The organism is Dictyobacter aurantiacus, assembly GCF_003967515.1.
Lineage (GTDB): Bacteria > Chloroflexota > Ktedonobacteria > Ktedonobacterales > Ktedonobacteraceae > Dictyobacter > Dictyobacter aurantiacus.
On record NZ_BIFQ01000001.1, the window covers coordinates 1566623 to 1591834 of the forward strand.

Here is a 25212-nt window from a genome sequence, read left to right on the forward strand (position 1 = left end):
GAACAGTGTCAGATAGTAGCATTGAAATATTCATCTCCTATGCGCACGAAGATGAAAAATTGTTAAAAAAGATAGAAAAGCAGCTTAAAATTTTAAAACATCATGGTGATGTTATAACCTGGCATGATCGCAAGATAAACGCTGGGCTTGAGTGGAAACAAGAAATTGATTTTCACTTAAAATCTGCAAATATAATTCTCCTTCTTATAAGTACGGATTTTATGGCTTCTGATTATTGTTACAGTGTTGAATTGGAGCAAGCACTGGCGAGACATCATAATGGAGATTGTAGAGTCATTCCAGTTATCTTACGGCCCACTATATGGAAAAATGAAAAATTCAGTAAATTGCAAGCATTGCCGGCTAATGGGAAGCCAGTTACAAACTGGTCAAATAAAGACAAGGCATTTGTTGATATAGCAGAAGGTATTCAGAAAGTCATTTCCGAGTTAAAAACTCTAACACGAGAAGTGGGAGATATAATACCAAAAATCACTGATACGCTGCCGATACCAAATATGCAAAAATCATTATATATACAAACTGAAGATAGCCAAAATGATGTCATATCTAATGAAAAAAATATAGAAGATGATCAGACCCCTATAGATGATATAGAAGATGATCAGACCCCTATAGATGATATAGAAGATGACCAGATCCCTATAGATGATATAGAAGATGACCAGGATAATATGAGTGATATGGAAGGTGGGAAGGAGGAATCATTTTATAATAATCATTCCCTTGGCTTTGAAGACCAAGAGAATTCATTGTTTGATAGTGCATTATCAGTGGAAGATGTGAGAATGCACTGGGAAACCTTCAGAAAGCATATCAGGACTACGAAAGATGGAATAAAAATCTCAGCGTTACTCAAGGGAGCGATTATTCAGAAAGTAATTAATGCAGGGGATAGTCAAGAAAAAACCACAATAATTATTAGAGCCTATGCAGATTTTCATTATAAGAGCTTGCAATTTATTGATAAATCAATTATTGAATGGGCTTTCGAGATTACACTAAATAGACCTTGCAGTGTGGTAATTTTACCACCTTTAACCTTGCAAAAAATTAAAGATTCATGGGAAATAATCAGGCAACGGGTTAGATCTAGGAGCGATGGAGTTAAGATCGCAGCAATACTCGCTGGCTTTGACATAATTTCACTAGTATCAAAGGGCGATGTAAATGTTATCACGCTTAAAGCGCACACAGAATTCCACTATAAAACCCTAAATTATGAGGGGTATTTGAAGTCGGTTATATGGGTCATGGAATCAATATTAGATGGAAAATGTCAATTGCGTATTTTACCGCCAAGGTAGCAAAAGCAATTGATGTGATATTGTTGATTATTGTTATTTGTAACGAAGACCCAAAAACTTGCCAACCTGTCACGCAGAGTGCATTGGAGGTAATCCGATGTCCAGAGGTTCCATGTACAATTCTAAAACTTTTAAAGTCCAAGAGTAAAACAGCACTAATAAATTGGGGGCAGAAACGTTCAACTCAGGTTATGAAGCCTTGATTTATTTGGACAAAATTAATAGGCCAATCCGCTTGGGAGAACTGTCGAGGCAGATGGCAAGCCATTAGAAAACAGGGCTGTGAGTAGTTCAAATCTTCCTACCACAATGGAGGTAGTATGGATCAGCAAGAAGCTTTTCAGGATAAGCAAGAGCCAAAACCTGAATCAACTCAAATCAGACGGTCTATTCATGATAAATATCAATATAACAGTGTATATGGTGTCCACAATGCAATATTTTCTAATATAGAGAATACAAATGCAGTTATTGAGACGATAAAAGGGCATAGAATGGAATTTGAGGATATTGGAGTAAAATTGGCGAAATATGCTCATAAATATAAAACAATTTCCTTAATTACAAAAGTACTAACAATTTTCTTTGGTGCATTCATTGTTACAAAAGAAGTTGCGAACCAAATACTAGGTTCTTCCAATATTGGGAACATTATAATTTATGCAGCAATAGGACTTCTCATTGCAACTTTGACCGGACTCGACACAGCTTTTAAATGGGAGAAAAAGTCTATTGAGTTAGGGGCTTTAGTAGCCGTATGCCGTGCAACTACAAGAAAGACGGCATCAGACCTAGCAAAAATATCTGAAATAGCAACTTCTCAAGAAAATGATTCCAGAAATAAGGCGAACAAAATACTAGATACTTTGGATAACGCATTGGTTGATGTTCAAACGAAAGCAGCAGCACTTGGCATAGATACTACAAGATATAAAATATCAACTAGAGAAAGCGATTATAAGCTTTAGAGTAGTTCAAATCTTCTCACCCAAGCCGATACCAGGAACGATACACATAAACACAAGGCAAGCAAAACATCCAGAATCAAGTACCATAAGTAAGTACCTAATCCTGGGTGTCATCATATGCTTTCTTGCTAACAAAGCTCTAATTAATCAACCAGAAGCCCCCTCTACAGCGGTGTAAACAATCTCAAGTTGACAGCAGTTTTGACAGCAGTGGCGATGGATTGATGTGGTAATTCATAGATGCATTTAGACATTTTTAATATCTTACGAGCTGATAAACCCAGGAGAATAGAGGTAGACAGGGCTGGAAAAAGAGATTAGAATAGGAGGTGCATTCCGACTCATCATAAACAACAATAATTTGAATTGGTACAGGGGAGTTCGCGCATGAGCAAAACGAAGATGCGTTGTATCAATTGCGGCAAGTGGTTTCAGTCGGCCAATGCTAGAGAAGTAACTTGCCCTGATTGCACGCAAAAAGCCAGAAAAGAAAAGCAGGCGGCTAAGCACGCGCCGCCCACCCAGAATAAAGCTGCCGGCGCGGCCGCAGCACCCCGGACGGTGGCGCCTCCACCGAAGCCGAAGCCAGCGCAAAGCGGAACCAACCAATGGCTCGATAGCCTGTCCGATGTGAAGGTAGCTCAGCCGGAGCAACCACCACAGCGTCCGAAGATCCCATCCCCTCCTGTACAACGTGACCGCGGCAACGGTCCGGCAGGAAACCGCCCGGCTGGACCACCAAGTCAGGGGCAGCGCGATGGCAATGCGCCACGCGGCAATGGTCCAGGACGCGGTCCCGCTGCGTATCATGTGAGCAACGGTAATACGCTCACCGTTTCACCAGGACAGCGCCCCCCTCAGCCATACCGCCCCACTGAGGGTGGTCCGAATCGCGGCGGGGGACGCGGCAAGCCCTGGTCTAAAGGGGCCGGCCCCGGCGGTCCTCGCGGGGGCAAAAAGCCAAAGGTGCCAAAGCCAGCACCAGCTCCAAAGCCAAAACGCGAGAAGACACCACCACCAGAGCCGTTTAAACCGACTCTTGAGCAGATTACCCAGGTCGAGGAACGCTATATCGCCCTGGCCCAGCCCTCTGAGTTCGACGGCATCCGCACCCAGATCGCGAAAGAATTCAACATTCCAAAGAAGGCAGTCAAGAAGATCATTAAAGATCTGCGCGATCGGCAGCATATCCCCAGCTGGTGGGAAATTCAGACCTATAAGGGCTCCCAGGAGGAGCTGGATCGCATCAAGGCGCTCTATGAGCCCTACCTGCCCGTACCACCTGTAGGGGTGCATAAGAAGATCTCAGACGAGCTGGATCTGAAGCCAGGAACGGTCTACCAGGCCATTAAGGCGATTCGTACCGAGATGAATCTCCCGCAATATAATGACCCCAAGTTCCATGAGGAGGAACTGGCCGAGCATATCAAGCGTGCCCAGGCCAAAAAGGCCGCGGCCGAAGCGGCTAAAGCCGCCGCCGCTGCTGAGGGCAAGGAGAAAGAGGGGGAGACAAAGAAGGATAGCGCCGAAAGCGAGGCGGGCAAAGAGACAGCGGTGGCGGTGGCAGATTCCATCACAGCTGAAACCGCTAAACCTGAAGCCGCACCTGCAACCTCTGAGCTCGAAGCTTTTAAACCTGAGTCGTCAACGGCAACATCTGAGGCAGAGGCAGCTAAACCCGAGGCCGCGGGCACGACTTCCGAGCCCAAAGCTTCTGAACGCGAGACCTCCACGGTGGCATCTGAATCTGATCGCGGTTCGGGCGCCCACGAATAACCTGCACGTCAATGGGACTAAAGTCATCCCATGGCGATGCAACCTAGCCAAACCAGATGAATTAGGCGATAATTCATCTGGTTATTGAGGTTTTCTATGGAAGATTGTATTTTCTGTAAAATCGCAGCGGGCCAGATCCCCAGCACGGTTGTCTACCAGGATGACGATGTGTTCGCGTTTCGGGATCTCAACCCTCAGGCCCCTGAACATATTTTGTTCATTCCAAAGCGCCATCTCGCCTCAATGGCCGAGTTGACCGCCGCGGATGGTCCTCTTCTGGCCAGCATATTCACGGCCGCCAAAGATGTGGCCCATCAACTGGGTCTGGAACAGGGCTACCGCTTTTTGACCAATGTCGGCCCTCACGCAGGTCAAAGCGTTTTCCATCTGCACTTTCATCTTCTGGGTGGCCGCGACATGGGCTGGCCTCCAGGATAAGCAGAGGCGCGCCTACCAGGATAAAGGATTTGTGATGCGTATTGCGATTGACTATACCGCGGCTATTCGCCAGGGCGCGGGCATCGGGGTGTATGTGCGCAACCTGGTGGCCGCCATGCTGGCACAGGATGAGGATAATTTCTATACATTGCTTACCAGTGGACGCGCCAGTGCGGAGCGTCCATTTCCTATGGCGGACAATGTACGTGGACGCAATATAGGCATCCCCGATCGTTACCTGAATATCCTCTGGTATCGCCTGCGGGCTCCCCTTCCGGCTACCCTCTTTTCTGGTCCGGCCGATATCTATCATGGGCCCGATTTCGTGCTGCCTCCCCTGGGAAAGCGGGTACGCAAGGTGGTGACAATTCACGACCTGGCCTTTCTGGAGCATCCCGAATACGCGGTACCTTCGCTGGCTGAATATCTGCGCAAGGTGGTGCCGCAGGCGGTAGAGCGCGCCGACGTGGTGGCGACGGTCTCGCACGAGGTCAGCCGCACGCTGGTCGAGCATTTCCAGACGCCACGTGAGAAACTGGTGGTCATCCCCAACGGCGTCCAACCCTATTTCCGCCGCATCACGGACCCCGTGATCCTGGGCGCCACACGCCATAAGTTTCAGCTTGGTCAGCCCTTTGTGCTGGCCGTGGGGACGCAGGAGCCGCGCAAGAATCACCAGGGCATCATCAAGGCGTTCTACCAGGCGCAACAGGAGAAAGATGGCCCTTCTCTCTTAGTGATCGCGGGGGGGCAGGGCTGGCTGTACGAGGAGGCGCAGCAACTGGTGCGCAATCTCAGGCTTGAGGAGAAGGTACGCTTCCTGGGTCGCGTCACCGAGCATGAGTTGATTACGCTGTATAGCATGGCCGAGCTCTTCGTCTTCCCTTCCTTCTTTGAAGGCTTCGGCATCCCGCCGCTGGAGGCCATGGCCTGCGGGGCGCCAGTTATCACTTCGAATACATCGTCGCTACCAGAGGTGGTGGGCGATGCCGCCTTACAGGTTGATCCGCACAATATCGATGAACTGTCGCACGCCATGCTGCGCCTGCTACAAGATGAACAGCTCCGCACAGATCTGCGTCAGAAAGGCTATCAACGTGTACAGCTCTACACCTGGCAAGCATCCGCCCGCAAGATGCTCCGTATCTATGAGCAGTTGCATGCGGGCCAGAGTAATTTCGCAAGCGAGGCATAATCATTATGAAGATCGGCATCAATGCGCAGTTCTTTCAGTTTCCCGCCACCGGTAGCGGACAGTATCTTTCCCACCTGCTCAACGCTCTGGCTGACGTGGATGATCATAATGAGTATGTCTTGCTGGGACCTCGCTCGCTGCCGCAGTTGCCGGTGCAGGCTTATCCCTACCGTGTCCACGCGGTCCCATCCCTGGCAGCGCGCAATGAAAATATCGAGAAGGTGGTTTGGGAGCAGTGGACGAGTCCACTGGCGGCACGCAAGGAGCATGTTGATCTCCTGCACGTCCCCCACTTCGCACCCCCACTCCTTCCACCCGTACCAACCGTAGTGACCATCCACGACGTGATCGCGCTGCGTCTGCCCGCTTACCGGCCCAACAGGAAAGTCAAAGCCTACACCAATCTGATCGCGCGCTCGGCCCACCGCGCCAGCATGGTAATCGCGCCCAGCCAGCATGCGCGGCAGGATATCATTGATGTGCTGAAGTTGCCACCCGAGCGTATCCGCGTCATCTATGAGGCTGCCGGTGATGAATATCAGCCGGTGACCGATCCCGCCGTGCTGGCCGCCGCGCGCGCCCGCTATGGTCTGGGTGAACGCTACATCTTCTACCTGGGGGGACTGGATCAGCGCAAGAATGTGCCGCAGCTGGTGCGCGCCTTTGCCCGCCTGCATGCCCAGATCGGCGATCCCGATCTGCAGTTGTTGATCGCGGGCAATCCGGACAAACAAAAGGGGTCGCTCTTTCCAGATCCACGCCCGGTGGCAGCCGATCTGGGCATGAGCGGACAGATCATCTATCGCTTTATTGAGGAAGAGGATAAGCCTGCCATCTATAGCGGGGCCAGCGTCTTCGTGTTTCCTTCACTCTATGAGGGCTTTGGACTCGATCCGCTGGAGGCGATGAGCTGTGGAGCGCCGGTGGTCTGCTCCAATCGCACCTCACTGCCAGAGGTGGTGGGGGACGCCGCCATCAGCGTTGATCCAGAGGATGTGCGGGAGCTAGTGGATGCCATGTATCGCGTCCTGACCGATGAGGGACTGCGTACAGGTCTGCGCGCCCGCTCGCTACAGCAGGCGAAGCGCTTCCACTGGCACCAGGCAGCGCAACAGACCCTGGCCGTCTATGAAGAGGTGCTGGCACGTAAAAAGGCTCGTAGAAAAAGCTGAAAAGGACTGATGATGCGTATTTTGATGCTTTCCAAAGCCCTGGTCGCCGGGACCGCGCAGCGTAAGCTGGAAGAGATTGCCCGGTGCCCTGATGTCGAGCTGACCCTGGTTACCCCTCCCTACTGGCATCACGACGATGGAAGCAAGCAGATGCTTGAGCACCTCTATACCGAAGGCTATCGCATGATCGTGACGCCGATGGCCTTCAACGGCAAATACCACTGGCACTACTATCCCAGACTGAGCCAGATTATGCGCGAGGTGCGGCCTGATATCGTGCATATCGATGAGGAGCCGTATAACCTGGCAACCATCCAGGCGATGTACCTGGCGCAGAAGCAAGGGGCGCGAGCGCTCTTCTTCACCTGGCAGAATCTGTATCGCCGCTATCCTCCGCCGTTCCGCCAGATTGAGCTATACAATTACAGGCACGCCGCCCTGGCCATCGCCGGCAACCGCGATGCCTCGGAGGTCCTGCGCAAGAAAGGCTATCAGGGTCCCATCCGCGTCATCCCACAGTTTGGTTTTGATACCGATATCTATAAACGCAGCGCGCCCCGGCCACAGCGCGAGGCCAGGGCTCCCTTCACCCTGGGCTTCATTGGTCGCTTCAAAGAGGAGAAAGGACTGCACCTGATGGTGGAGGCGTTGCCCCATCTGCCCGAGTATTGCCAGGTCATCTTTATCGGCCAGGGCCCCATGAGGGGTCCGTTGGAAGAGCTGGCCGCGCGATTGGGTGTCAGCCAGCGCGTTATCTTCAAGCCAGGAGTTCCTACCGATCAGGTACCGCGCGAGATGGAGAAGCTGGATGTCTTCGTGCTCCCCTCGCTCTCGCGTCCCAATTGGATCGAGCAGTTTGGCCGCGTTCTGGCCGAATCGATGTCCTGTGAAACGCCTGTCATCGGCTCCAGCAGCGGAGAGATTCCCTACGTGATTGGAGATGCCGGCCTGATCTTCAAAGAAGGCGATGCCCTGGATCTGAGCTTGAACGTGCGGAAGCTGCTCGAAGATCCTCAGCTCTACAGCACCCTGGCGCAGCGTGGTCGTCAGCGCGTCCTCGACAACTATACGCAGGCACAGATCGCCCGCCAGACCTACGAAGCCTATCAGACCATCCTCCAGAAATAGCAAACCCGGGGCGCCCCTCGTGGGCGCCCTCCCTCAATTTTCTATGGTTCGTTTATAGCGGTTAGCTAAAGTAAAGAAGGGCTATGGGAGCGGGTTCTCCAGATTCGCCTCTCTCCGGACGAGGCTTTTGTGGCTCGCCTCTCTCTTCCCGCTCCCTGACGGACTAAGTGGAACTGTAGTACTTAGACAGACCTATTATTTTTCCAATGGCAGAACATAAATTATAATACCCTGGTGGATGGGAAATGGCAGAATGGGATCATGTGGCTGATGATGGAAAGGCAGAGTGAACTGGAAATGCCAGTTGCCGTGAATTGTCATGCCATGTTGATAAGAAGGTCCACTGAGTTGAACTTCCTTCACATCCCAGGTAAAAGTCAGATTGTTCACTGCAGCAGGAACGCGAAATTTGACAACGTTGTTGTTACCAAGGGTATCGTTACCTTTGAGGTGATGTTCAATATCTCCGCCTACGATATTGATGCAGGGGGCAGGTCCACTACCTTGCCAGGAGTCATCACAGACACCCAGACCCATTAGTGACTGACCGCCTGTTGGGTGTCCGTTTCTATCCACCGTGGGGAAACTCTTTACTTGCATATATGGATTTTTTGTTATTCCTATCGCGGTAGCATGCTGATAGCCTTTGGACAGTGTGGCAGGAAGCTGCACATTATATTCTATGTAGATACGGCTCGGATCGACATAACCTTTTGTAACATTAATAGTTATTCCCTGCGACTGCTGACTCTGAGAAACGTCGGCAAAGGCGTACACGACATTATTGTTTTCACCGAATAAGTGGAAGAACGGTCCAGCTGTTACAATTCCAAACGCAACTAACAGAAGAGCTGCGACCGCTGCCAGGATAGGCCATATGTGCCTGCGTCGGGTTGGTCGGAAACTTCTTGCTGCCAACAAACGTGGATGTGTTGCTGCTGATACTCTGCCCTCAAGAGCAGTCATGCGCTGCGCAACAGTTTGCCAATCCGCTTCAAGATCAATGGATTGGAGCGTGTGGGCAGTCAGGGTAACACGCAGCAAGTCTTCCTGGGAATCATCAACAGACGTCTGAGAGTTTGTTGTTTTCATCGTATTACTTAGCCTCCATAGCTTGCCTGCTTGTCATCAGGCGATCTTGACGGGAGAACTGGACTAGTTTCTGCAGTGAGGATGTTTCTTGAGAAGTCGCACGTAAACGTTGGAGGGCTCGATGAATAAGCACACGAATGGTACCCTCGCGTTTACCTAATATGTCAGCGACTTCGCGCAGTGAGAGATCATCATAGTAGCGCAAGACAAGCGGAACGCGATAATGTGCAGGAAGCGCCTGCACGCATTGCCAGAGATGCTCCTGGCGTTCTGTTGAAATGGCGATCTCGTCTGGCAGCGGGATTCGGGTGCGCTGCCAGTCTTCGCTTAGCTCATTGGTTTCATCCAGCGGAACGTGTCGGTGCCGTTGACGAGCCTTGATGGTATTGAGAATATGGCGCGTAGTAATGCGTTGAAACCAGAGCGGGAAAGCTGTAAGGTCACGTAATTGATTGCGATGTTCAAAAGAACGCAGGAATGCCTCCTGGGCACAATCCTTCGCCTCCTCCGGTGGCAGACCACTCAGGACCGCCAGCTGTACCAGACGTGGATAGTGCAGATTGAAAAGGGTCCTTACTGCTTGTTCATCACCCTGTTGCCATGCAGCTATGATTGCCACTTGACTTTCGGACATATTTAGAGTCCTTTCTATCTTTCTATGATGAAGGACAACCACGAGACGAGAAATGTTACAAAGATGGAAAAAGTCAAGAGGCGAACAAACAAGGAGCAACATAACTTCTAATACGAAACCGCTCGCAAAGACGCCATAGCAGGTTTCACTTCAAGTTTGTTCAAAACATATTTATTATTGTCAAGTCTATTCAATACATTTATTATTAATATTTTTTAATAATAATGACAAATCACTTGCTTTATTGTGGAGTTTGAAGTATTATATAGAAACATTTAATTATATACAATGTTTTAAATTTACGTCTGGAGCATTTTAACATGCAAAATAATTCTGATCAGCCCAACCAACCTTTTTCTCCTAATCAATATGGGCAGCCCAATCAGCCTTTTTCTCCTGATCAATATGGGCAGCAGGGCCAACCTTTTCCACCCACCCAGTATGGTCAGCCCGGACAATCTGGCCAGTTCAATCAGCAATATCCTTATAATCAGCAACCTCCTTATACGCCTGGAGGACAGCCTCCCTATACGCCCGGGATGCAGCCACCTTATGGTCAGCCTCCGGTGCCACCAAAGAAGAAATCAAAACTTGGTCTCATCATCGGTATCGTCGTTGCCGCGCTTGTATTGTGTGGCATCATCGGAGCCTTAGCCACACGCACGAGTTCACCCTCCACGACCAGCACATCCAGTCCAACGACTCAGGCCAATACGTCGACCCCGACCGCTCAGGCCACCACGCCATCAACGACCACCCAATCATCTGATCAGGGAAACCATAAGGTCGGCGAAACGGTCAAAGTCAACGACAACTGGACGGCCCAATTGCTGGACGTCAAAACCACTCCCGGCAACGATATCATCAAGCCAAAACCCGGCAACGTGTTTGTCGTCGTCCATCTCAGCCTCAAAAATACCTCCAGCCAGACGCAGAATATGAGTAGCCTGCTCTGCTTCAAGCTCCAGGATAAAAATGGGCAGGCTTATAACGAGACCATCGATCCCGACGCGGGCACAACCCCCGACGGCAAGGTGTCAGCCAACTCACCTCTGGCCGGCTCTATCGTCTACGAAGTGCCCAGCTCGCAACACAATTTCACCCTGCAGTTCACGCCCGATATCACAAGTAACGACATGGCAAACTGGGACTTCTCGATCTAGTCCATCAAAAGACACAACACTCTCTTACTACACCGCCCCGGCAGCGCGTATATATACGCGCTGCCGGGGTCGTTTTATAGTTTGATCTCAACTTTCCCCCATAACCATACGTAGAAGTAACAGAATGTAGCGTGTTTCAGCAGGTATAAACTGCTTCGCTATCATAAAGAAAAGAGAGGAATTTGTATGACAGTTTCAAACAGAACCGAGTTAATCCCACGCCGTATATTATTTGGAAATCCGGTCAAGGCCAGTCCTCGCATCTCGCCCGACGGTACACGGCTGGCGTACCTGGCTCCGGTGAATGATGTGCTCAACGTGTGGGTTGGCGAGATCGGTAGCGAGGAGTCACATCCTGTCACCAATGATACGGAGCGGGGGATCCGGTTTTATTTCTGGGCCTTCGATAATAAACATATTCTCTACGTCCAGGATATGGGTGGCAATGAGAACTGGCGCCTGTACGCGACCAACCTGGAGACGCGCGAGACACGCGATCTGACACCATTTGAAGATGTGCAGGTACAGATCGTTGATCAAGATAAACACTTTCCCAACGAGATGCTGATCGCGATGAACAAAGAGAATCCCCAGGTCCACGATGTCTATCACCTGGATCTCTCCAGCGGCGAGCTGACGCTGGTAGCGAAGAATCCAGGCAATGTGGCGGGCTGGATCGTAGATACGCAGTTCAAGGTGCGCGGTGCCATGGCCGCCCGGCCCGATGGCGGCATTGATCTGTTGACGCGCAAAAGCGAGCAGGACGAGTGGCAACATATCCTGGGTTGGGACTCCGATGACGCGCTGACCAGCGGCGGTCTGTTCTTCAGCCAGGACGGCGAGTCGATCTATCTGCAGGATTCGCGCCAGGTCAATGCGGGCCGCCTGATTAAATTGAATCTGACCACCAACGAGCAGAGCGTGATCGCCGAAGATCCACAGTACGATGTCGGCGACGTGATAGTCAATCCGGACACCTATGAGATCCAGGCCGTAGCCTTTAACAAGGATCGGACCGAGTGGCAGGTGCTGGATGAATCAATCCAGCTCGACTTCGATCGCATCCATGAGATTCACCAGGGTGATTTCTCGATCGTCAGCCGCGATAACGCCGATGAAACCTGGATCGTGGCTTTTATCGCCGATAACGGTCCGGTTCCTTATTATGCCTATCACCGCAAGGAGCAAAGCGCGGACTTCCTATTCGTCAATATGCCCGATCTCGCCGAGTATACACTGGCACAGATGCAGCCGGTGACCTACCAGGCGCGTGACGGCCTGACCATTCATGGCTACCTGACCCTGCCGGTCGGCGAGCAGCAGAGCAATCTGCCGATGGTTGTCAACGTCCATGGTGGACCCTGGGCGCGCGATAGCTGGGGCCTTAATCCCGAGGCGCAGTGGCTGGCCAACCGTGGCTACGCCTGCCTGCAGATCAATTATCGCGGCTCAACCGGCTACGGTAAAGAGCATCTGAATGCCGGAGATAGAGAGTGGGGCCGCAAGATGCACTACGACCTGGTTGATGGCGTCGAGTGGGCGGTCAAGCAAGGCATCGCCGATCCGAAAAAAGTCGCTATCTACGGTGGTTCGTATGGTGGCTACGCCGCGCTGGTCGGGGCAACCTTCACCCCGGACCTGTTCGCCTGCGCCGTCGATATCGTGGGTCCCAGCAGCCTGATCACGCTGATCCGCACCATCCCGCCCTACTGGTCAACGGCCCTGGCCACATTCCAGAAGCGCGTCGGCAACGTCGATAGCGAGGAGGAGTTCTTGAAGTCTCGCTCGCCGCTGTTCGCGGTCGACAACATCAAGATTCCTCTGCTGATCGCCCAGGGTGCCAACGATCCACGCGTCAAACAGGCCGAGGCCGAGCAGATCGTGGAGGCGATGAAGAGCAAGGGCATCAACTACGAATACATGCTCTTCCCCGATGAAGGTCATGGCTTCGCCAAACCCGAAAATCGTCTCAAATTCTACGCGGCCGCCGAAAAGTTCCTGGCCCAGCATCTGGGCGGACGCTACGAAGAGTAGCTATGAAGCATTCTGACATAGAGGTACCGCTATGTCACTTCCTTAAGAGCCCATCCGTTAGAGAATGTGGAGCCCTGCATCTCTACGGATGTACTCTCAAGGGTTCAAACAAGGAAAACTGAGTTATGAATGACGACCCGATGTTGATATTTGCAGGCAGTGGGAGTCCACGGCTGACAGCTCGCATCTGTGAATATTTACATCTCCCACAGGGCAAGAACGAAACTCTGCACTTCTCTGACGGCAACACCTTTGTACGCGTCCTGGAGAATGTACGGGGACGGCGTGTCTACCTGGTGCAATCCACCATCTTTCCAACCAACGATATGTTCATGGAGCTGCTGTTCTGGATCGATGCCTTCAAACGGGCAGGGGCCGACTCGGTCACGGTCATTATTCCTTATTTTAGCTATGGTAAAGGCGATAAAAAAGATGAGCCGCGCGTCTCTATTCGTGGTCGCGTCTGCGCGGATGCCATTGAGGTGGCCGGGGCGGATCGCGTAGTCACCATGGACCTGCACGCGCCCCAGATTCAGGGCTTCTTCCATCGGCCGGTGGATAATCTCTATGCTCTGCCTGTGCTCTGTAATCGCATCAAGGCCATGAACCTGCCCAACCCGATCATCGTCTCGCCCGACGTCGGCTTCGCCAAACAGGCTCGGCGCTATGCCTCGCACCTGGGGACCCCGATCGCCATCGCCTACAAAGAGCGACTGGCCCATGACGAAAAGGCGGTCGTGATGGAGGTCATCGGCGATGTACGCAACAAGACCGCCGTCGTAGTCGACGACTTCACCACCTCCGGCGGCACCCTGGTCAGTGTCGCCAACCTCTTACTGGAGCAAGGCGCGCGCGAGGTCTACGCCGCCGTCACCCACAGCGTCCTGACGGGGCGAGCCGTTGAGCAGATCGAAAACAGCCCCATCAAACGTCTCTTTATTACCGACACCGTCGAGAACCACCCGGTACCGTTTACCGCGAAAATCGAGGTCGTCTCTGTAGCGCCGCTTTTTGGTGAGGCCATTAAACGCATTCACAATCGGGAGAGTATCAGTGAGATGTTCAAAGGCGTGTAAGGTCTGATTCTGACCACGAGGGGGAATCTACCAGCCATCACGGCAAGCATCATGACACAAGTGAATGGATGGTGTATAATGTAGCCGCTAACAGTAGCCTATTATTAGAGGAGTTCACACCATGAATGGTGACATGATAGGTCGTGTCATCAAAGGTCGCTACAAGCTAATCGATGAACGCGGTCGGGGCAGTTTTGCCACCGTCTATATTGTACGCGACCTCGGAGACAACCGGATCTACGCGCTCAAGGTCATGCATCTAGAGCTCTCGGGAGATGGCGAACTGCTAGCGCGTTTCCAGAGAGAGGCACATATTCTCTTGAATCTGAGCGATTCTCACATTGTGCAGATCTTTGACTACGGAAACGATAATAACATGCACTATATCGTGATGGATTATATCGACGGTCAAAGCCTGAAGTACTACATGATTAATCAGGGTCCCATGGAGCCGATACGCGCCATCAACTATGCTCGTCAGATTACCGAGGGCCTGGACACGGCGTATAAACAGGGTGTGGTGCATCGAGATATAAAGCCACAGAACATACTTATTAATAGCAAGGATATTATAAAGATAACCGACTTCGGCCTGGCCCGCGGTCGGGACACTGTTACACTGACGCAGTCGAATGTATTTATGGGCACCGCCTACTATATTTCGCCTGAGCAGGCCGAAAGTGGGCGTTTAGCGGATACCCGCTCCGACCTTTATTCGGTGGCGACTGTGCTCTTCGAAATGTTGACGGGGCGTCCACCTTACGAGGGGGATACCGCCGTAGATATCGTGATCAAACATATCAACGAGAAGGTGCCGTCGATCTGCCGCCTGCGCCCAGATCTGCCACTGGAGATGGACGCGTTTATGCAGCGGGCCCTGGCGAAATCGCCGGACGAGCGCTTTGCGACCCCTCAGGAATTTAATGCCGCCCTTGAGCGGCTCACCCAGCAATTGCCGCCGCCCAGGCCGGTAAGTCCGGGTGAGATCAACAAGGCACCCGCGCCGCCACCGGCAAAAGAGGCACGCATCGTCGTGATATCCAGTGGGCAGAGCATTCCATTAAAGGGGGATAAAATGGTCGTTGGTCGTCAGGACCCTACCCTGGGTATCTATCCAGAGATCAATCTGGCGGATAAAACGGTTGGGCGACGTCACGCATACCTGCGCAACCAGCAAGGGGTTTATACAGTCGAAGACCTCAATGCCCTGAATAAGACTCGTTTAAACGGAGTGACCTTGACACCACACGAGGAACGTACCCTTAAAGATGGTGACATTCTACGCTTTGGGAGCGTCGAGGTACGTTTCGAATTGCGTTAATTAGAGGCTAATTATTCGATATTCTTACTCATTCGCTAATACGCAACATTGCGCTCGCCGTGGTGTGAATAGCACTGAGTCGCAGTTGTAGGGGTACCTGGGATGGTGCCCGATCCAGATCGGGTGGCGTGTCTCGTCTGTAGTCTGGTCAGGCTGAGGAGATCAGCCGGGCTACAAATGGCGAGCGTTCTCGCTGCCCCTACGCTTAGAGGGGTGAACTGTTATGAGAGAGCCATATTTGACTATCTTTGCTGCTCTGGGCAGCCTTGTTCCAATGCCTGTTCTCATCGGAGCAATCATCGCCGTTGCCGTTATTCTGGCCCTTGGTGGCGTATTCTTGTGGCGCAGCAATAAGGGCAAAACAACGAAACCGCCGATCGGGTCCGCTGGGGCCAGCGATTGGCAGCGCCAGGGTCAGCCGGGCGCCTGGAATCAGAATCAGCCACAGGGGTCGTCCGCCTGGAATCAGCAGGGGGGGCAGGGACAGAATCCATGGGGCACATCCGGTGCTGGCGCCCAGCAGAATAGCTGGGGCGGCGCCGCCGGCGCGCCCGCTCAGCAGCAGCAACAGCAGGCCAATGCCAATCCATGGGGCGCCAGCCCGGCTCAGCCCGAGCAGAATCCATGGGGCGCGCCCAGTCCTTCACAGCCCGCCTGGGGCAACGCGCAGCAGCCGCAACCGCAATCACCGGCCCAGGGGGCCAATCCATGGGGCGCATCCCCGGCTCAACCCGAGCAGAATCCATGGGGCGCATCCAATAATCCGGCGCAACCGGCTGCTAACCAGCCATGGGGTGCGGCAAGCCCTTCACAGCCAGGCTGGGGCAATCAGGGCAATCAGGGCAATCAAGCTCCCTGGAACGCACAGGGCGCCTCTGCTCCCGCTCAGGATCCCTGGGGAGCCGGCCAGCAGGGGCAAAGTGGTTCAGGCCAGCAGTGGGGAGCTCCGGCGGCCAACGCGGCCCCACAGCAGGCACAGACCGCCTATGGTGGAAATCCAAACGCGGGCTGGAATCAGCCGCAGCAGCAACCACAACAGCAGGCAGACCCATGGGGCGCGCCCAATCCCAAGCCACCTTCCGCGCCATTCGCGAATCCGTCTGCGGTCCCACCATGGCAGCAGCCCAACCAGGGCGGCTTCGGGCAGGATCCCAATGCCATGTATGGCGGCAGCGGCGCCGATAACGATAAGACCATGCTGCGCTCACAGGGTCCCCAGATGGGCGTTAATCCGCAGATGGGCGGGGGCGTCGGCTTTGTGCGCGTAGAAGAGGGGAAAGAACCCGGTCGCATTTATGAGATTCGCAAGGAATCATTGAGCATGGGTCGCAGCCGCGAAAGTGATATCTTCCTGGAAGACCTGGCTGTGTCGCGCCTGCATGCTTCACTTGTCAATATGGGCAATGGTAGCTACGCATTAAAGGATGAGGGTAGCGCCAACGGCACCAAGGTCAATGGGCAACTCGTCAATAAATTCCAGACGTACCCATTGCAGGAAGGGGACCGCATCCAGCTTGGGCAGACCGTCCTCGTGTTCGCCAAGAAATAAGCGGAAGCGCTTCTAACCTATGTCAATGTCTATACTATGCTCATACATTAACGCCATTTAGAGAGGGAAAGGGGCCACGCAGGTGTACTGCCCGGATGGAACCAAGCAGCAGCCATCAGCGTGGCCCTATGACATGATGCAGCAAGACGATCTGATTGGAACAACGCTCGGCAATTACCGTATCCTGGAGGCTCTGGGACAAGGGGGAATGGCCCGGGTATATAGGGCCCACCAGGAGAACCTGGGCCGCGATGTGGCGATCAAAGTTTTGCCACCGTGGTACGCGGCTGACCGTAGTTTCGTTGAGCGCTTCAATCTGGAGGCCAGGTTGGTCGCGTCGCTCACACATCCAAATATTGTGACCGTTCACGATGCGAACGAGCAATATGGTCATTTGTATATTGTAATGCAGCTTGTCGATGGGGGAACCTTAAAACAGCGCTTCGATAGATTTTTGCTGGAGAAGCGGGCGATCGATACGGCCGAGTTGATCTCTATTTTTGTGCAGTTGTCCGACGCACTGACGTACGCTCATGGCCAGGGGGTCATCCACCGCGACATCAAACCGGTCAATGTGTTGATGGATCGCTCGGGGCGCCCGATCCTGTCGGATTTCGGTATCGCCAAGGTGCTGGCCAGTACGCAGATGAACCTTACCCGTCCGGGTGCCGGGGTAGGCACGCCGGAATATATGTCACCAGAACAATGCCAGGGCGGTCCGGTGGATGGTCGAGCCGATATTTATGCGCTGGGCATCATGCTCTATGAGGCGGAGACCGGGCGTACACCGTTCGTGGCGGATAACTATCCGGCGCTGGCCCATAGCCATATCTATGAACAGCCACCGCATCCACGCTCCCTTAATCCACTGATCCCACCGGCAATAGAGCACATTATTTTGAAAGCCCTGGCCAAAAATCCCGCTCAGCGCTATCAGACAGCGCGCGAGATGGGTGAGGCTCTCAATCAGGCGCTCGTGCAGATCAACAATCCGTCCCAGTCAGCCATCGGCGGCATGTTTGGACAGGCACAGGTGGGTGGCGGCAACTTTATGCCCCAGCATCTCCTGCCACCTCAGCCCCCGATCGCCCAGCCACCACCACACACACCGACGATGGTCGATAGTCGCCAGCAGAATGTACTCTTCACGTGCTTTAATTGCCAGCACTTAAACAAGCCTCAGATGCGCTACTGTACACGCTGCGGCTATCTGCTCAATCAATGCACCGTCTGTGGCGAGCGCAATCCGGTCGGCAATCGCTTCTGCACGCGCTGTGGACAACCACTGGCCATTTAACATACATCGCGCCCGCATGAAAAAGGGAAAGGGAACGCAGCGGGCACTCCCGGTGTGCTAATAGACGAACTCATCCGGCTGCATAGAGGTCAGGCGGTCAAGGGTTCTGCGCTGCTCATCCATCCGTTTATGGTGCAGCATGACCCTTTGTTCAGCCGATAAGGACAACAGGGCTCTGACGCGCTCAACGATAACGCTGGGCTGCGTAGGCTTGGTGAGGTATTCAATCGCGCCCTCCTCAAAGCCCTGCATCTGATCCTGCAAATGGACCAGGGCGCTGACAACCAGCACAGGGATACCGGGCAGCAGATGGTTATTGCGAAGCCAGTGCAACACATCCCATCCCGACCCCGGCTGCATAACCAGGTCGAGAATAATCAGGTGGGGCTGAAATTCTGGAATGGTGCGCATGGCTTCCTGGCCGTTTGAAGCGGCCGCGACCTCAAAACCATGGTGCCGTAAAAAGAAGCACAGCACTTGCTGGATAGCCTGTTCATCTTCAACGATAAGAATCCTATTCTTCTGTGGTGCCTCATACATACTAGTTTACCTCTACTATCCACCAGCCTGCTAACTACAAACAAACATCGATAAACATCACTGTATCGCGTCACTCAACGCGGCGGGCATACATGTATGGTAGGTGCATCTCTCCCTGCTGATATGCTGATCCCCTCTTTTGGGGACGTTCATCTGCAAGCACAGAGGGGGTCGCGGTGTGGCGGATCTGAACCACACTACGAGGTACGACTACGCCTAACCAGGGGAAAGCGAACTTCTGAAATAGTGCGCTCAACCGGTTCATTATTCTCTTGTGGATTACGGTTCGATAGCGTGACCATGCCACGGCGCAAGGAAAATTTCCCGTCGAGATCGCCGATCAGATGTTTGATAAGCGAGAGGCCCAGTCCTTCGGAACTGCCCTCGGCGGCTTCGTCAAATGAGAGTTCAAAGGCCGGTCCAACACCGTCGTCCAGCACCTGAACAATCACCATGCCATCCTCTTCCAGACCACGAATGATGATGGAACCTTCATTCTTATTCGCCATACCGTGCTTGATCGAGTTAGAGATCATCTCGTTGATGACCAGGGCCAGCACGGTGACGGCCCGCGAGGGGATAACGATCGGGCTGGGCTCGACCTGGAAGGTAATACGCTTCTCGGGCGGACACAGGTTGGAGTGGGCGACACCAACGATCTTGCGCGCGATCTCGTCGACACGCGCCTCGCTGACATCTTCGTGTGCCAGCAGGTCATGGGTTGAAGCCAGACCCTGCACGCGGTTGACGCTTTCCGCCAGCGTGGCCCGAATCTCGGGCGACTTGGTGCGCCGCCGCTGCAGCGAGAGGATGCCACCCACCGTCGCCAGGTTGTTTTTGACGCGGTGATGCAGTTCACGCAGCAAGACCGACTTGAGCTCCAGACCCCGGCGCGCCTCCTCGTACAATCGAGCGTTCTCGATGGCGATGGCAGCTTCATTGGCGAAAGTAATCACCAACTGCATCTGCTCGGGACTCAGCAGGTGACGATGATTGCTATAGATACAGATACAGCCCAGCACCTTCTGCTTGACCTTGAGGGGGACGCAGAGCACCGAGTGTATCTCCGATGAGACAAAGGGATCGCTACGGATAAAACAGCTCTCGTCCGTCTGGAAACAGTCAACCGCCATGCTTGGCCGCCCGGTCTGAACCGAGCGACCGGCGCAGCACTGCCCCACGCCAATCTGGATGCTGGAGGCCAGGTTGCTGTTCAAACCATAGTGCGCCAGTACATGCAGCTTCTGCCGGTCCTCATCAAGCTCAAAGATGCAGGAGCGCTCCGCTCCCGAGAGGTGAACGGCCTGGGTGGTGATGATCTGTAGCACCTCGTCAAGGTTCAGGGTCGAAGCGATGATCGAGGAGACGCGATGGATCGTTGCCAGCTCATGCACCTTGCGGCGCAACTGCTCATCGGTCTGCTCATAGAGCCGTCCATTTTCGATATTGATAGCCACGATACCGGCCACCACCTCGACAAAGCTGATCTCGTCACGGGTAAACTCCCGGGGCTCGATCGATTGCACACTGATCACACCGATCAGGCGCTCCGCGTTGCCGAAGAAGATAATCGGTAACGCCATCAGGCCGTGCAGATCGGTATGGTAGGAACGCGCTTCCGAGGCGAAATTGTTATCCGAGAGAGCATCGGGCATAAACAGGGGACGCCCCTTGTCCGCCACCCAGCCGCTATAGCCTTCACCCAGGCGCAGCGTGAAATGCATCCCTCCCAGGGGACGCGGTCCGTTAGTGGCGCGCAGGGTTAGCACGCGTTGCAGTTCATCATAGAAAAAGATGGAGCAGAGTTCAACGTGTAGTTCAGCTGCGACTTCCTGAGCTGTAATCTCAAGCGTCTGATCCAGATCCATGGCCGAATTGCTCACGCCATTGATGCGCTGCAGGGCCGTCAGACGTTGCTCAAGCTGCTGGGTAGTGTGGACGCTTTCGATCTTATACTGGTCGGTAACGCTCTGATATCCACGTGCCAGCGACATGACACTGATCGATTGTAGTTGCGACAGGCGGGCCGTGGCTGCGGCCAGCATGCCCGGCTGATCCGAAAAGACCTCTTTCAGTTCATTTAAGAGCGCATCGATATATTGTTGCAGACCGTTGAGGCGCCCATCTAGCTTGCCACCCTGTTCCGCCAGCCAGCGCCCAGACCGCTCAAAACGAGCTGCCAGGCTTTCATTATTAACGGCCTCATCCCCTATCAGAGCATTGAGAAGAAGCCATGCATCACTTCCCTCCTCGGGACCATGGCTATCGCCAGAAACACGCTGGAGACATGCCTGCAGGCGAGTTATATGGGTATGTAATCCTTGCTCTACACCATCACCTGATATCACGTTGCTTTTCCTAATCTGCTTCATGCCACACTAAAGTAGCGCGTCATCTACCATCCGAACGTAGCCCGATGGCCTTCCGAAGAAGGTCCTGGCTGGGGCTGGTCAAGTCCGGGCCTACAATAGCCGGGCGGAAGTCACCCCTATTTACAAGCCTCCGCCTTCAGGCGTGGGGGTACTTGACCATTATACTTTGTCCATGTATCGTATTTTAGTTGTGCTATGAGTCAGTGTCAAGATACAGAGTATATGTTGACTGAACGCTATTCTAGCAGAAACCGCATAGCTATATGACTAATCTCCTATTCACACTTTTTTGTTTACCACCTGTATATCTGCTTCGTCATTATAAGTAATGTCCACGGCAGGGTAGTTGTTTGATAAAGGGGTTTGTTAGAACATGAGATGCTCACACTGCGGCATGCCGCTCTCTCCATCGCGTACCAGTTGTCCACGCTGTGGAGCAACGGTTGGGAACGGGGGAATACGTACATCGGGCAAGGTCAGGCTGACTCACGATCCAGCCCCTTCGCCATCCAATTCGTTTACACCTGATAGCGCTAACGCCAATCAGGACGCACCAGCCGGCTGGGGCGTGGTCGCCCCGGTGACGTTTCCACAGAAGCCGCCAGTTGATGTGCCACATGCCCCAGGGCAAGCTGGTCAGTTTTCGCCGACATCTCAGCCTTATCCGTCTCCTCAGATGAATGGGCCTCTACCCGTGAATACCGGCGCGCGACAGAATATGTATGTGCCGTCAACGCCAACACCAGCCAGGCAGACTACTCCACAGGCGCCGCGTATGCCTATGCCGGCCCCGCCACCGATACAGCGACAGTCTACCCCACCCCGTCAGCCTCGCATAAAGCTGGGCTTTACGGTCGCGGGCATGTGTCTGATGGCAGGTTTCCTTATTATGGTCTTTGTTTTCATCATGGCGCAAAGTCTACCATTGCCACAGAATGCTGCTTCTAGTAATGCTGCACCTCAGCAATCCATGAATCAGCCGGTCGCCACACAACCTGCTACGACACCTGCGGTCAGCACACCTCAAACCTCTGCGACACAGCCAGCCGCCACACAACCAGCCGCCACACAGCCGCAGGCTACGCCAACCGCGTCGTCTACGACCCCAACCATGCCAGTGTCGAGCAATCTCTATGTGGATAACGCCAGTCTGACCAACGGAGTCAATACACAAAATGGGCAGCCGCTACAGCCGACGCAAACCTTCCGCCTGGGTCAGCTGGTATATGTAACGATGGTCGTTCACCAGCCAGCCTACAACGGTGCCATCTGCCTCAGCTGGTCCGTCAATAATCAAGCCTACCCCTATGCCAGCCCGGCAAATCCTGGTGGGGCTACCTATCTAGCGCAGACAAGTGCCTATTTCTATTACAAACCAGGGACTACCGGCCCTGGCTTTGTGGATATTTATTGGGCCAGCTCAACCGCCTGTACTGATAAAGTACTCGTTCAACACCTACCATTTACCATCACCGCATGATCCATCATACATGTAAATAAAACAAACGTACATACAATCCATCGGTGCGCCCCTCGTGGGCGCTATCTACCTCGGCCCACGGTACCCCCGGTGTGCCTCTTGCAAGCACATCTAATTACTCATATAATATGCTCAACCAGCGAAATCCAATAGAGAATATGCATTCGAACCCTTGTGGTCTATTTTGCATATAAAACCTTTAAAGCATCAAAAAATATTCATACATCAAAATCCCGGTGAAAGTGCGCCTAAAAGCACAGCATATATGTACAGCAATCCAGTTTTATTTGCAGGAAGGAAGCATTCATGACGCATTGTCAGTTCTGTGGCGCCATATTACAACCAACACTCACCTATTGCCCGTCCTGTGGAAATGCCGTGGTCGCTAACAACATACAGAGACGACCAGATGTTAACGCCGCTGGCAATCCTCCGAACGTCATGCCTATGCCTCAGAATAGCCAGCCTCCTGCTCCCGTGCAGCCGCCGACATCCGCAATGCCATCGACCCTGTTCAAAAAACCAGGGCAGACTTTTTCGTTGCCCACGTCACCGACTGCAAATAATCAGTCTCCAGCTGGTCCGCCTTCTCACTCGGGTCTGCTTGGCAGTAAGTCTTCATCACAGCCACACTCGCTGTCTAGCTTACAGGGACCAGGCCCCCAGTTCGCGCCCCGACTGTCCCTCTCAGGTATCCCAGACACCAACGTAGGGTCGCAGGTCCAGCGCTCACCGCAGTCATCACTCTCCGGCTTCCAGAATGGTGGATTCACCGCGCAGCCACCAGCAACACCAATGCCTGGATTGCTAGCTAGCAACCCAATGCGGCAGCCTTCATGGCCCGGCATGCCGCAACCAGATCAGAACGCTGGGGGGCTGGCTCAACAATCAGCTATGCAGACATGGGGAGCACCTGTAGCACCCTCAACACCACTTCCGCCGCAGCCGCAGATAGCGATGCCGAATACTATGTCGGGGGCCGCTGGCGCGCCGGGGGTGCCCATGGCGGCGCTCCCCAATACGCCTCAACCATCAGAGGTCGTCACGCCGGGCCGCAATAAAGGTCGCCCGCGCATAGGAGTCTGGCTAACGATCCTCGTTCTGTGCGCGGTCGTGGCGGGCACGGTTGGTGTATTTGCCTACCAGAAGTATAGCAGCAATCCACAACCGGGCTCATCTTCATTCACGTCGGTCCAGGGACCATCAGGGACATCCAGTGTAGAGCAGGCGGCCTCGATCATCCAGCACGCCCAGACCTCAAGCGGTATCGACGCCAACTATAATCCCGTTAATGCGGGCAAGAAATTCGCGGTGGGGCAGAAAATATATATCAGCTTCGATATCCAATCCAAAACCAAACCGGGCTATATTGAGGTCAAGTGGTATAGCGGGAAGCACATGAAGGATGCCGATACATTCGCGCACGATCCCGCGAACTCCAGTGGCTACTTCAGTACGTACTATGACGCGCCAGCACAGGGCACCGCCGAGCTCTACTGGTGTACCCGAGCCAATTGTAGCGATGCTCAACTGGCTCAGGTACTCACCTTTACCGTTGCCTCGTATCAGAGCAATTCCTGATCTTCCTCAAGCTCTTTTTCACCGGCGATCAGGGGGGACAGCGCCGACAGGAGAGCGCGTTGCTCCTGGTGCGTCAGAGGCTGCAGCGGCTGGCGGGGCAGACCACCATAGCCGGCGCAATGCTCAAGCGCAGCCTTCAATCCCGCCACCCCATATTTAGAGGTCACGGCGCTATTGGCGGGGATCAGGCGTGCCTGCAGGATGCGGGCCTCCTCGATCTTCTCCTGCTCAAACATGCTCTGCAGCCGGCACACGGTACGTGGGAAGACATTGGCCAGGGCGGCCACGGCTCCGATGGCGCCTCCCACCAGCGCCGGCAACAGGATATCGGCGCTACCGGCGAAGATCTGGAAGTTTGGTTCGGCACGCGCCACCAGTTGCGACAGCTTGACGATATCGCTGGAGCTATCTTTGATGCCGGTAATATTGGGATGCCGCGCCAGTTCCAGGATCAGATCTACGCTCAGATTGATCCCGGCAGCGCTGGAGGGCATATTATAGATCAGCACTGGCAGCGGACTGGCATCGGCCACGGTCCGATAGTGGGCGCTCAGCGCCGCGTCATCCATGCGGCGCGGATAATATGAGGGCGGCAAGACCAGCGCGAAGGATGCACCATAGCGGGCCGCCTGCTCGCAATAAGCGATGGTCTGACGCGTCGATTGCGCGCCACAGCCCGCGATGATGGGGAGTGGCTTCTCAGCGCCCCTGACCGCCGTTTCATAGCTCGCCGCCAGCAGCCGCGCACGCTCCTCGCTATCCAGATGGACCGCTTCACCATTCGATCCCATCACCACATAGCCCGCGATACCACTGGCCGCCAGGCGGCGCAGATGGCGCTGCTGTGTCACAAGATCTAGATGCTGATCGGGATCAAAAAACGTGGGAACGGGGGGATAGATACCACCCGCTAAGATGGTCGATTGGCCTGGCATAAATAGACACCTTCCTGCTCATGCGAAAGAGACATACATATGTGTTCTAAGCGCATTATAGCATGCTGCTCATGTCAGGGTGTGTCTGACATGTGTCACCATGGGAGCAGGTGATAGCCCCCGCACGCGCGGC

The 25212-nt window shown here is 53.7% G+C and carries 20 protein-coding genes; 15 read left to right on the forward strand and 5 right to left on the reverse strand.

Features of this window, described 5'->3' with window-relative positions; translation table 11 throughout:
- The first annotated feature begins 5 nt into the window (after positions 1-5).
- The 7 genes from KTT_RS06335 to KTT_RS06365 all read left to right on the forward strand — a co-directional run bounded on the left by KTT_RS06335 (position 6) and on the right by KTT_RS06365 (position 8005).
- Complete coding sequence (locus tag KTT_RS06335; protein WP_160145684.1) at positions 6-1328, forward strand: toll/interleukin-1 receptor domain-containing protein; 1323 nt, start codon at positions 6-8, stop codon at positions 1326-1328.
- Between the two features lie 320 nt (positions 1329-1648).
- Positions 1649-2296, forward strand: a complete 648-nt coding sequence (locus KTT_RS06340; RefSeq protein WP_126595168.1) for a hypothetical protein — start codon at positions 1649-1651, stop codon at positions 2294-2296.
- A 387-nt stretch (positions 2297-2683) separates the two neighbouring features.
- Positions 2684-4072, forward strand: coding sequence for a hypothetical protein (locus KTT_RS06345; RefSeq protein ID WP_126595169.1), 1389 nt, complete (start codon positions 2684-2686; stop codon positions 4070-4072).
- A 96-nt stretch (positions 4073-4168) separates the two neighbouring features.
- Positions 4169-4510, forward strand: coding sequence for a histidine triad nucleotide-binding protein (locus tag KTT_RS06350; protein ID WP_126595170.1), 342 nt, complete (start codon positions 4169-4171; stop codon positions 4508-4510).
- A 34-nt stretch (positions 4511-4544) separates the two neighbouring features.
- The gene (locus tag KTT_RS06355; RefSeq protein WP_160145685.1) at positions 4545-5705 is read left to right on the forward strand and encodes a glycosyltransferase family 4 protein; all 1161 of its coding nucleotides are present in this window, start codon (positions 4545-4547) and stop codon (positions 5703-5705) included.
- Positions 5706-5710: 5 nt separating this feature from the next.
- Positions 5711-6877: a glycosyltransferase family 4 protein gene (locus KTT_RS06360; protein ID WP_126595172.1), complete on the forward strand. Its 1167-nt coding sequence runs from the start codon at positions 5711-5713 to the stop codon at positions 6875-6877.
- A 9-nt stretch (positions 6878-6886) separates the two neighbouring features.
- On the forward strand, positions 6887-8005 hold the full coding sequence (locus KTT_RS06365) for a glycosyltransferase family 4 protein (protein WP_218030844.1): 1119 nt from the start codon (positions 6887-6889) through the stop codon (positions 8003-8005).
- A 195-nt stretch (positions 8006-8200) separates the two neighbouring features.
- Here KTT_RS06365 and KTT_RS06370 read toward each other — a convergent pair whose 3' ends face one another.
- Both KTT_RS06370 and KTT_RS06375 read right to left on the reverse strand, forming a co-directional pair.
- Positions 8201-9097 carry a DUF4179 domain-containing protein gene (locus KTT_RS06370; RefSeq protein ID WP_126595173.1) on the reverse strand — a complete coding sequence of 299 codons (897 nt, stop codon included), beginning with the start codon at positions 9095-9097 and terminating at the stop codon, positions 8201-8203.
- 4 nt (positions 9098-9101) lie between these two features.
- Positions 9102-9731, reverse strand: coding sequence for an RNA polymerase sigma factor (locus KTT_RS06375; RefSeq protein ID WP_160145686.1), 630 nt, complete (start codon positions 9729-9731; stop codon positions 9102-9104).
- Positions 9732-10051: 320 nt separating this feature from the next.
- Here KTT_RS06375 and KTT_RS06380 point away from each other — a divergent pair, with 320 nt between their 5' ends.
- The 6 genes from KTT_RS06380 to KTT_RS06405 all read left to right on the forward strand — a co-directional run bounded on the left by KTT_RS06380 (position 10052) and on the right by KTT_RS06405 (position 18171).
- On the forward strand, positions 10052-10894 hold the full coding sequence (locus tag KTT_RS06380; protein WP_126595175.1) for a DUF4352 domain-containing protein: 843 nt from the start codon (positions 10052-10054) through the stop codon (positions 10892-10894).
- 186 nt (positions 10895-11080) lie between these two features.
- Positions 11081-12928 carry a S9 family peptidase gene (locus KTT_RS06385; RefSeq protein WP_126595176.1) on the forward strand — a complete coding sequence of 616 codons (1848 nt, stop codon included), beginning with the start codon at positions 11081-11083 and terminating at the stop codon, positions 12926-12928.
- A gap of 125 nt (positions 12929-13053) precedes the next feature.
- Entirely contained in the window at positions 13054-14004 is a 951-nt protein-coding gene (locus KTT_RS06390) for a ribose-phosphate diphosphokinase (protein ID WP_126595177.1), read from the forward strand.
- A 121-nt stretch (positions 14005-14125) separates the two neighbouring features.
- On the forward strand, positions 14126-15325 hold the full coding sequence (locus KTT_RS06395) for a protein kinase domain-containing protein (protein ID WP_126595178.1): 1200 nt from the start codon (positions 14126-14128) through the stop codon (positions 15323-15325).
- A 223-nt stretch (positions 15326-15548) separates the two neighbouring features.
- The gene (locus KTT_RS06400; protein ID WP_126595179.1) at positions 15549-16874 is read left to right on the forward strand and encodes an FHA domain-containing protein; all 1326 of its coding nucleotides are present in this window, start codon (positions 15549-15551) and stop codon (positions 16872-16874) included.
- A gap of 82 nt (positions 16875-16956) precedes the next feature.
- Positions 16957-18171 (forward strand): serine/threonine-protein kinase, encoded by a 1215-nt coding sequence (locus KTT_RS06405; RefSeq protein ID WP_126595180.1) that lies wholly within the window; start codon positions 16957-16959, stop codon positions 18169-18171.
- A gap of 57 nt (positions 18172-18228) precedes the next feature.
- On the opposite strand, the gene KTT_RS06410 is transcribed toward KTT_RS06405, so the two are convergent.
- On the reverse strand, positions 18229-18711 hold the full coding sequence (locus KTT_RS06410) for a response regulator transcription factor (protein ID WP_126595181.1): 483 nt from the start codon (positions 18709-18711) through the stop codon (positions 18229-18231).
- Between the two features lie 197 nt (positions 18712-18908).
- Positions 18909-21059 (reverse strand): GAF domain-containing protein, encoded by a 2151-nt coding sequence (locus KTT_RS06415; RefSeq protein ID WP_160145687.1) that lies wholly within the window; start codon positions 21057-21059, stop codon positions 18909-18911.
- Between the two features lie 397 nt (positions 21060-21456).
- On the opposite strand from KTT_RS06415, the gene KTT_RS06420 reads away from it, so the two are divergent.
- Complete coding sequence (locus KTT_RS06420) at positions 21457-22563, forward strand: hypothetical protein (protein ID WP_126595183.1); 1107 nt, start codon at positions 21457-21459, stop codon at positions 22561-22563.
- 306 nt (positions 22564-22869) lie between these two features.
- A complete protein-coding gene (locus KTT_RS06425; RefSeq protein WP_126595184.1) occupies positions 22870-24144 on the forward strand; it encodes a hypothetical protein in 1275 nt (424 codons plus the stop codon).
- Here KTT_RS06425 and KTT_RS06430 read toward each other — a convergent pair.
- A complete protein-coding gene (locus tag KTT_RS06430) occupies positions 24129-25079 on the reverse strand; it encodes a dihydrodipicolinate synthase family protein (RefSeq protein ID WP_126595185.1) in 951 nt (316 codons plus the stop codon). The genes KTT_RS06425 and KTT_RS06430 overlap by 16 nt on opposite strands.
- Positions 25080-25212 lie beyond the last annotated feature (133 nt).

What these genes read in the sequence shown, in the direction of transcription:
- KTT_RS06340 (WP_126595168.1), top strand. Translation starts at nt 1,649, where the DNA reads ATGGATCAGCAAGAAGCTTTTCAGGATAAGCAAGAGCCAAAACCTGAA.
- KTT_RS06345 (WP_126595169.1), top strand. Translation starts at nt 2,684, where the DNA reads ATGAGCAAAACGAAGATGCGTTGTATCAATTGCGGCAAGTGGTTTCAG.
- KTT_RS06350 (WP_126595170.1), top strand. Translation starts at nt 4,169, where the DNA reads ATGGAAGATTGTATTTTCTGTAAAATCGCAGCGGGCCAGATCCCCAGC.
- KTT_RS06355 (WP_160145685.1), top strand. Translation starts at nt 4,545, where the DNA reads ATGCGTATTGCGATTGACTATACCGCGGCTATTCGCCAGGGCGCGGGC.
- KTT_RS06360 (WP_126595172.1), top strand. Translation starts at nt 5,711, where the DNA reads ATGAAGATCGGCATCAATGCGCAGTTCTTTCAGTTTCCCGCCACCGGT.
- KTT_RS06365 (WP_218030844.1), top strand. Translation starts at nt 6,887, where the DNA reads ATGATGCGTATTTTGATGCTTTCCAAAGCCCTGGTCGCCGGGACCGCG.
- KTT_RS06370 (WP_126595173.1), bottom strand. Translation starts at nt 9,097, where the DNA reads ATGAAAACAACAAACTCTCAGACGTCTGTTGATGATTCCCAGGAAGAC.
- KTT_RS06375 (WP_160145686.1), bottom strand. Translation starts at nt 9,731, where the DNA reads ATGTCCGAAAGTCAAGTGGCAATCATAGCTGCATGGCAACAGGGTGAT.
- KTT_RS06380 (WP_126595175.1), top strand. Translation starts at nt 10,052, where the DNA reads ATGCAAAATAATTCTGATCAGCCCAACCAACCTTTTTCTCCTAATCAA.
- KTT_RS06385 (WP_126595176.1), top strand. Translation starts at nt 11,081, where the DNA reads ATGACAGTTTCAAACAGAACCGAGTTAATCCCACGCCGTATATTATTT.
- KTT_RS06390 (WP_126595177.1), top strand. Translation starts at nt 13,054, where the DNA reads ATGAATGACGACCCGATGTTGATATTTGCAGGCAGTGGGAGTCCACGG.
- KTT_RS06395 (WP_126595178.1), top strand. Translation starts at nt 14,126, where the DNA reads ATGAATGGTGACATGATAGGTCGTGTCATCAAAGGTCGCTACAAGCTA.
- KTT_RS06400 (WP_126595179.1), top strand. Translation starts at nt 15,549, where the DNA reads ATGAGAGAGCCATATTTGACTATCTTTGCTGCTCTGGGCAGCCTTGTT.
- KTT_RS06410 (WP_126595181.1), bottom strand. Translation starts at nt 18,711, where the DNA reads ATGTATGAGGCACCACAGAAGAATAGGATTCTTATCGTTGAAGATGAA.
- KTT_RS06420 (WP_126595183.1), top strand. Translation starts at nt 21,457, where the DNA reads ATGAGATGCTCACACTGCGGCATGCCGCTCTCTCCATCGCGTACCAGT.
- KTT_RS06425 (WP_126595184.1), top strand. Translation starts at nt 22,870, where the DNA reads ATGACGCATTGTCAGTTCTGTGGCGCCATATTACAACCAACACTCACC.
- KTT_RS06430 (WP_126595185.1), bottom strand. Translation starts at nt 25,079, where the DNA reads ATGCCAGGCCAATCGACCATCTTAGCGGGTGGTATCTATCCCCCCGTT.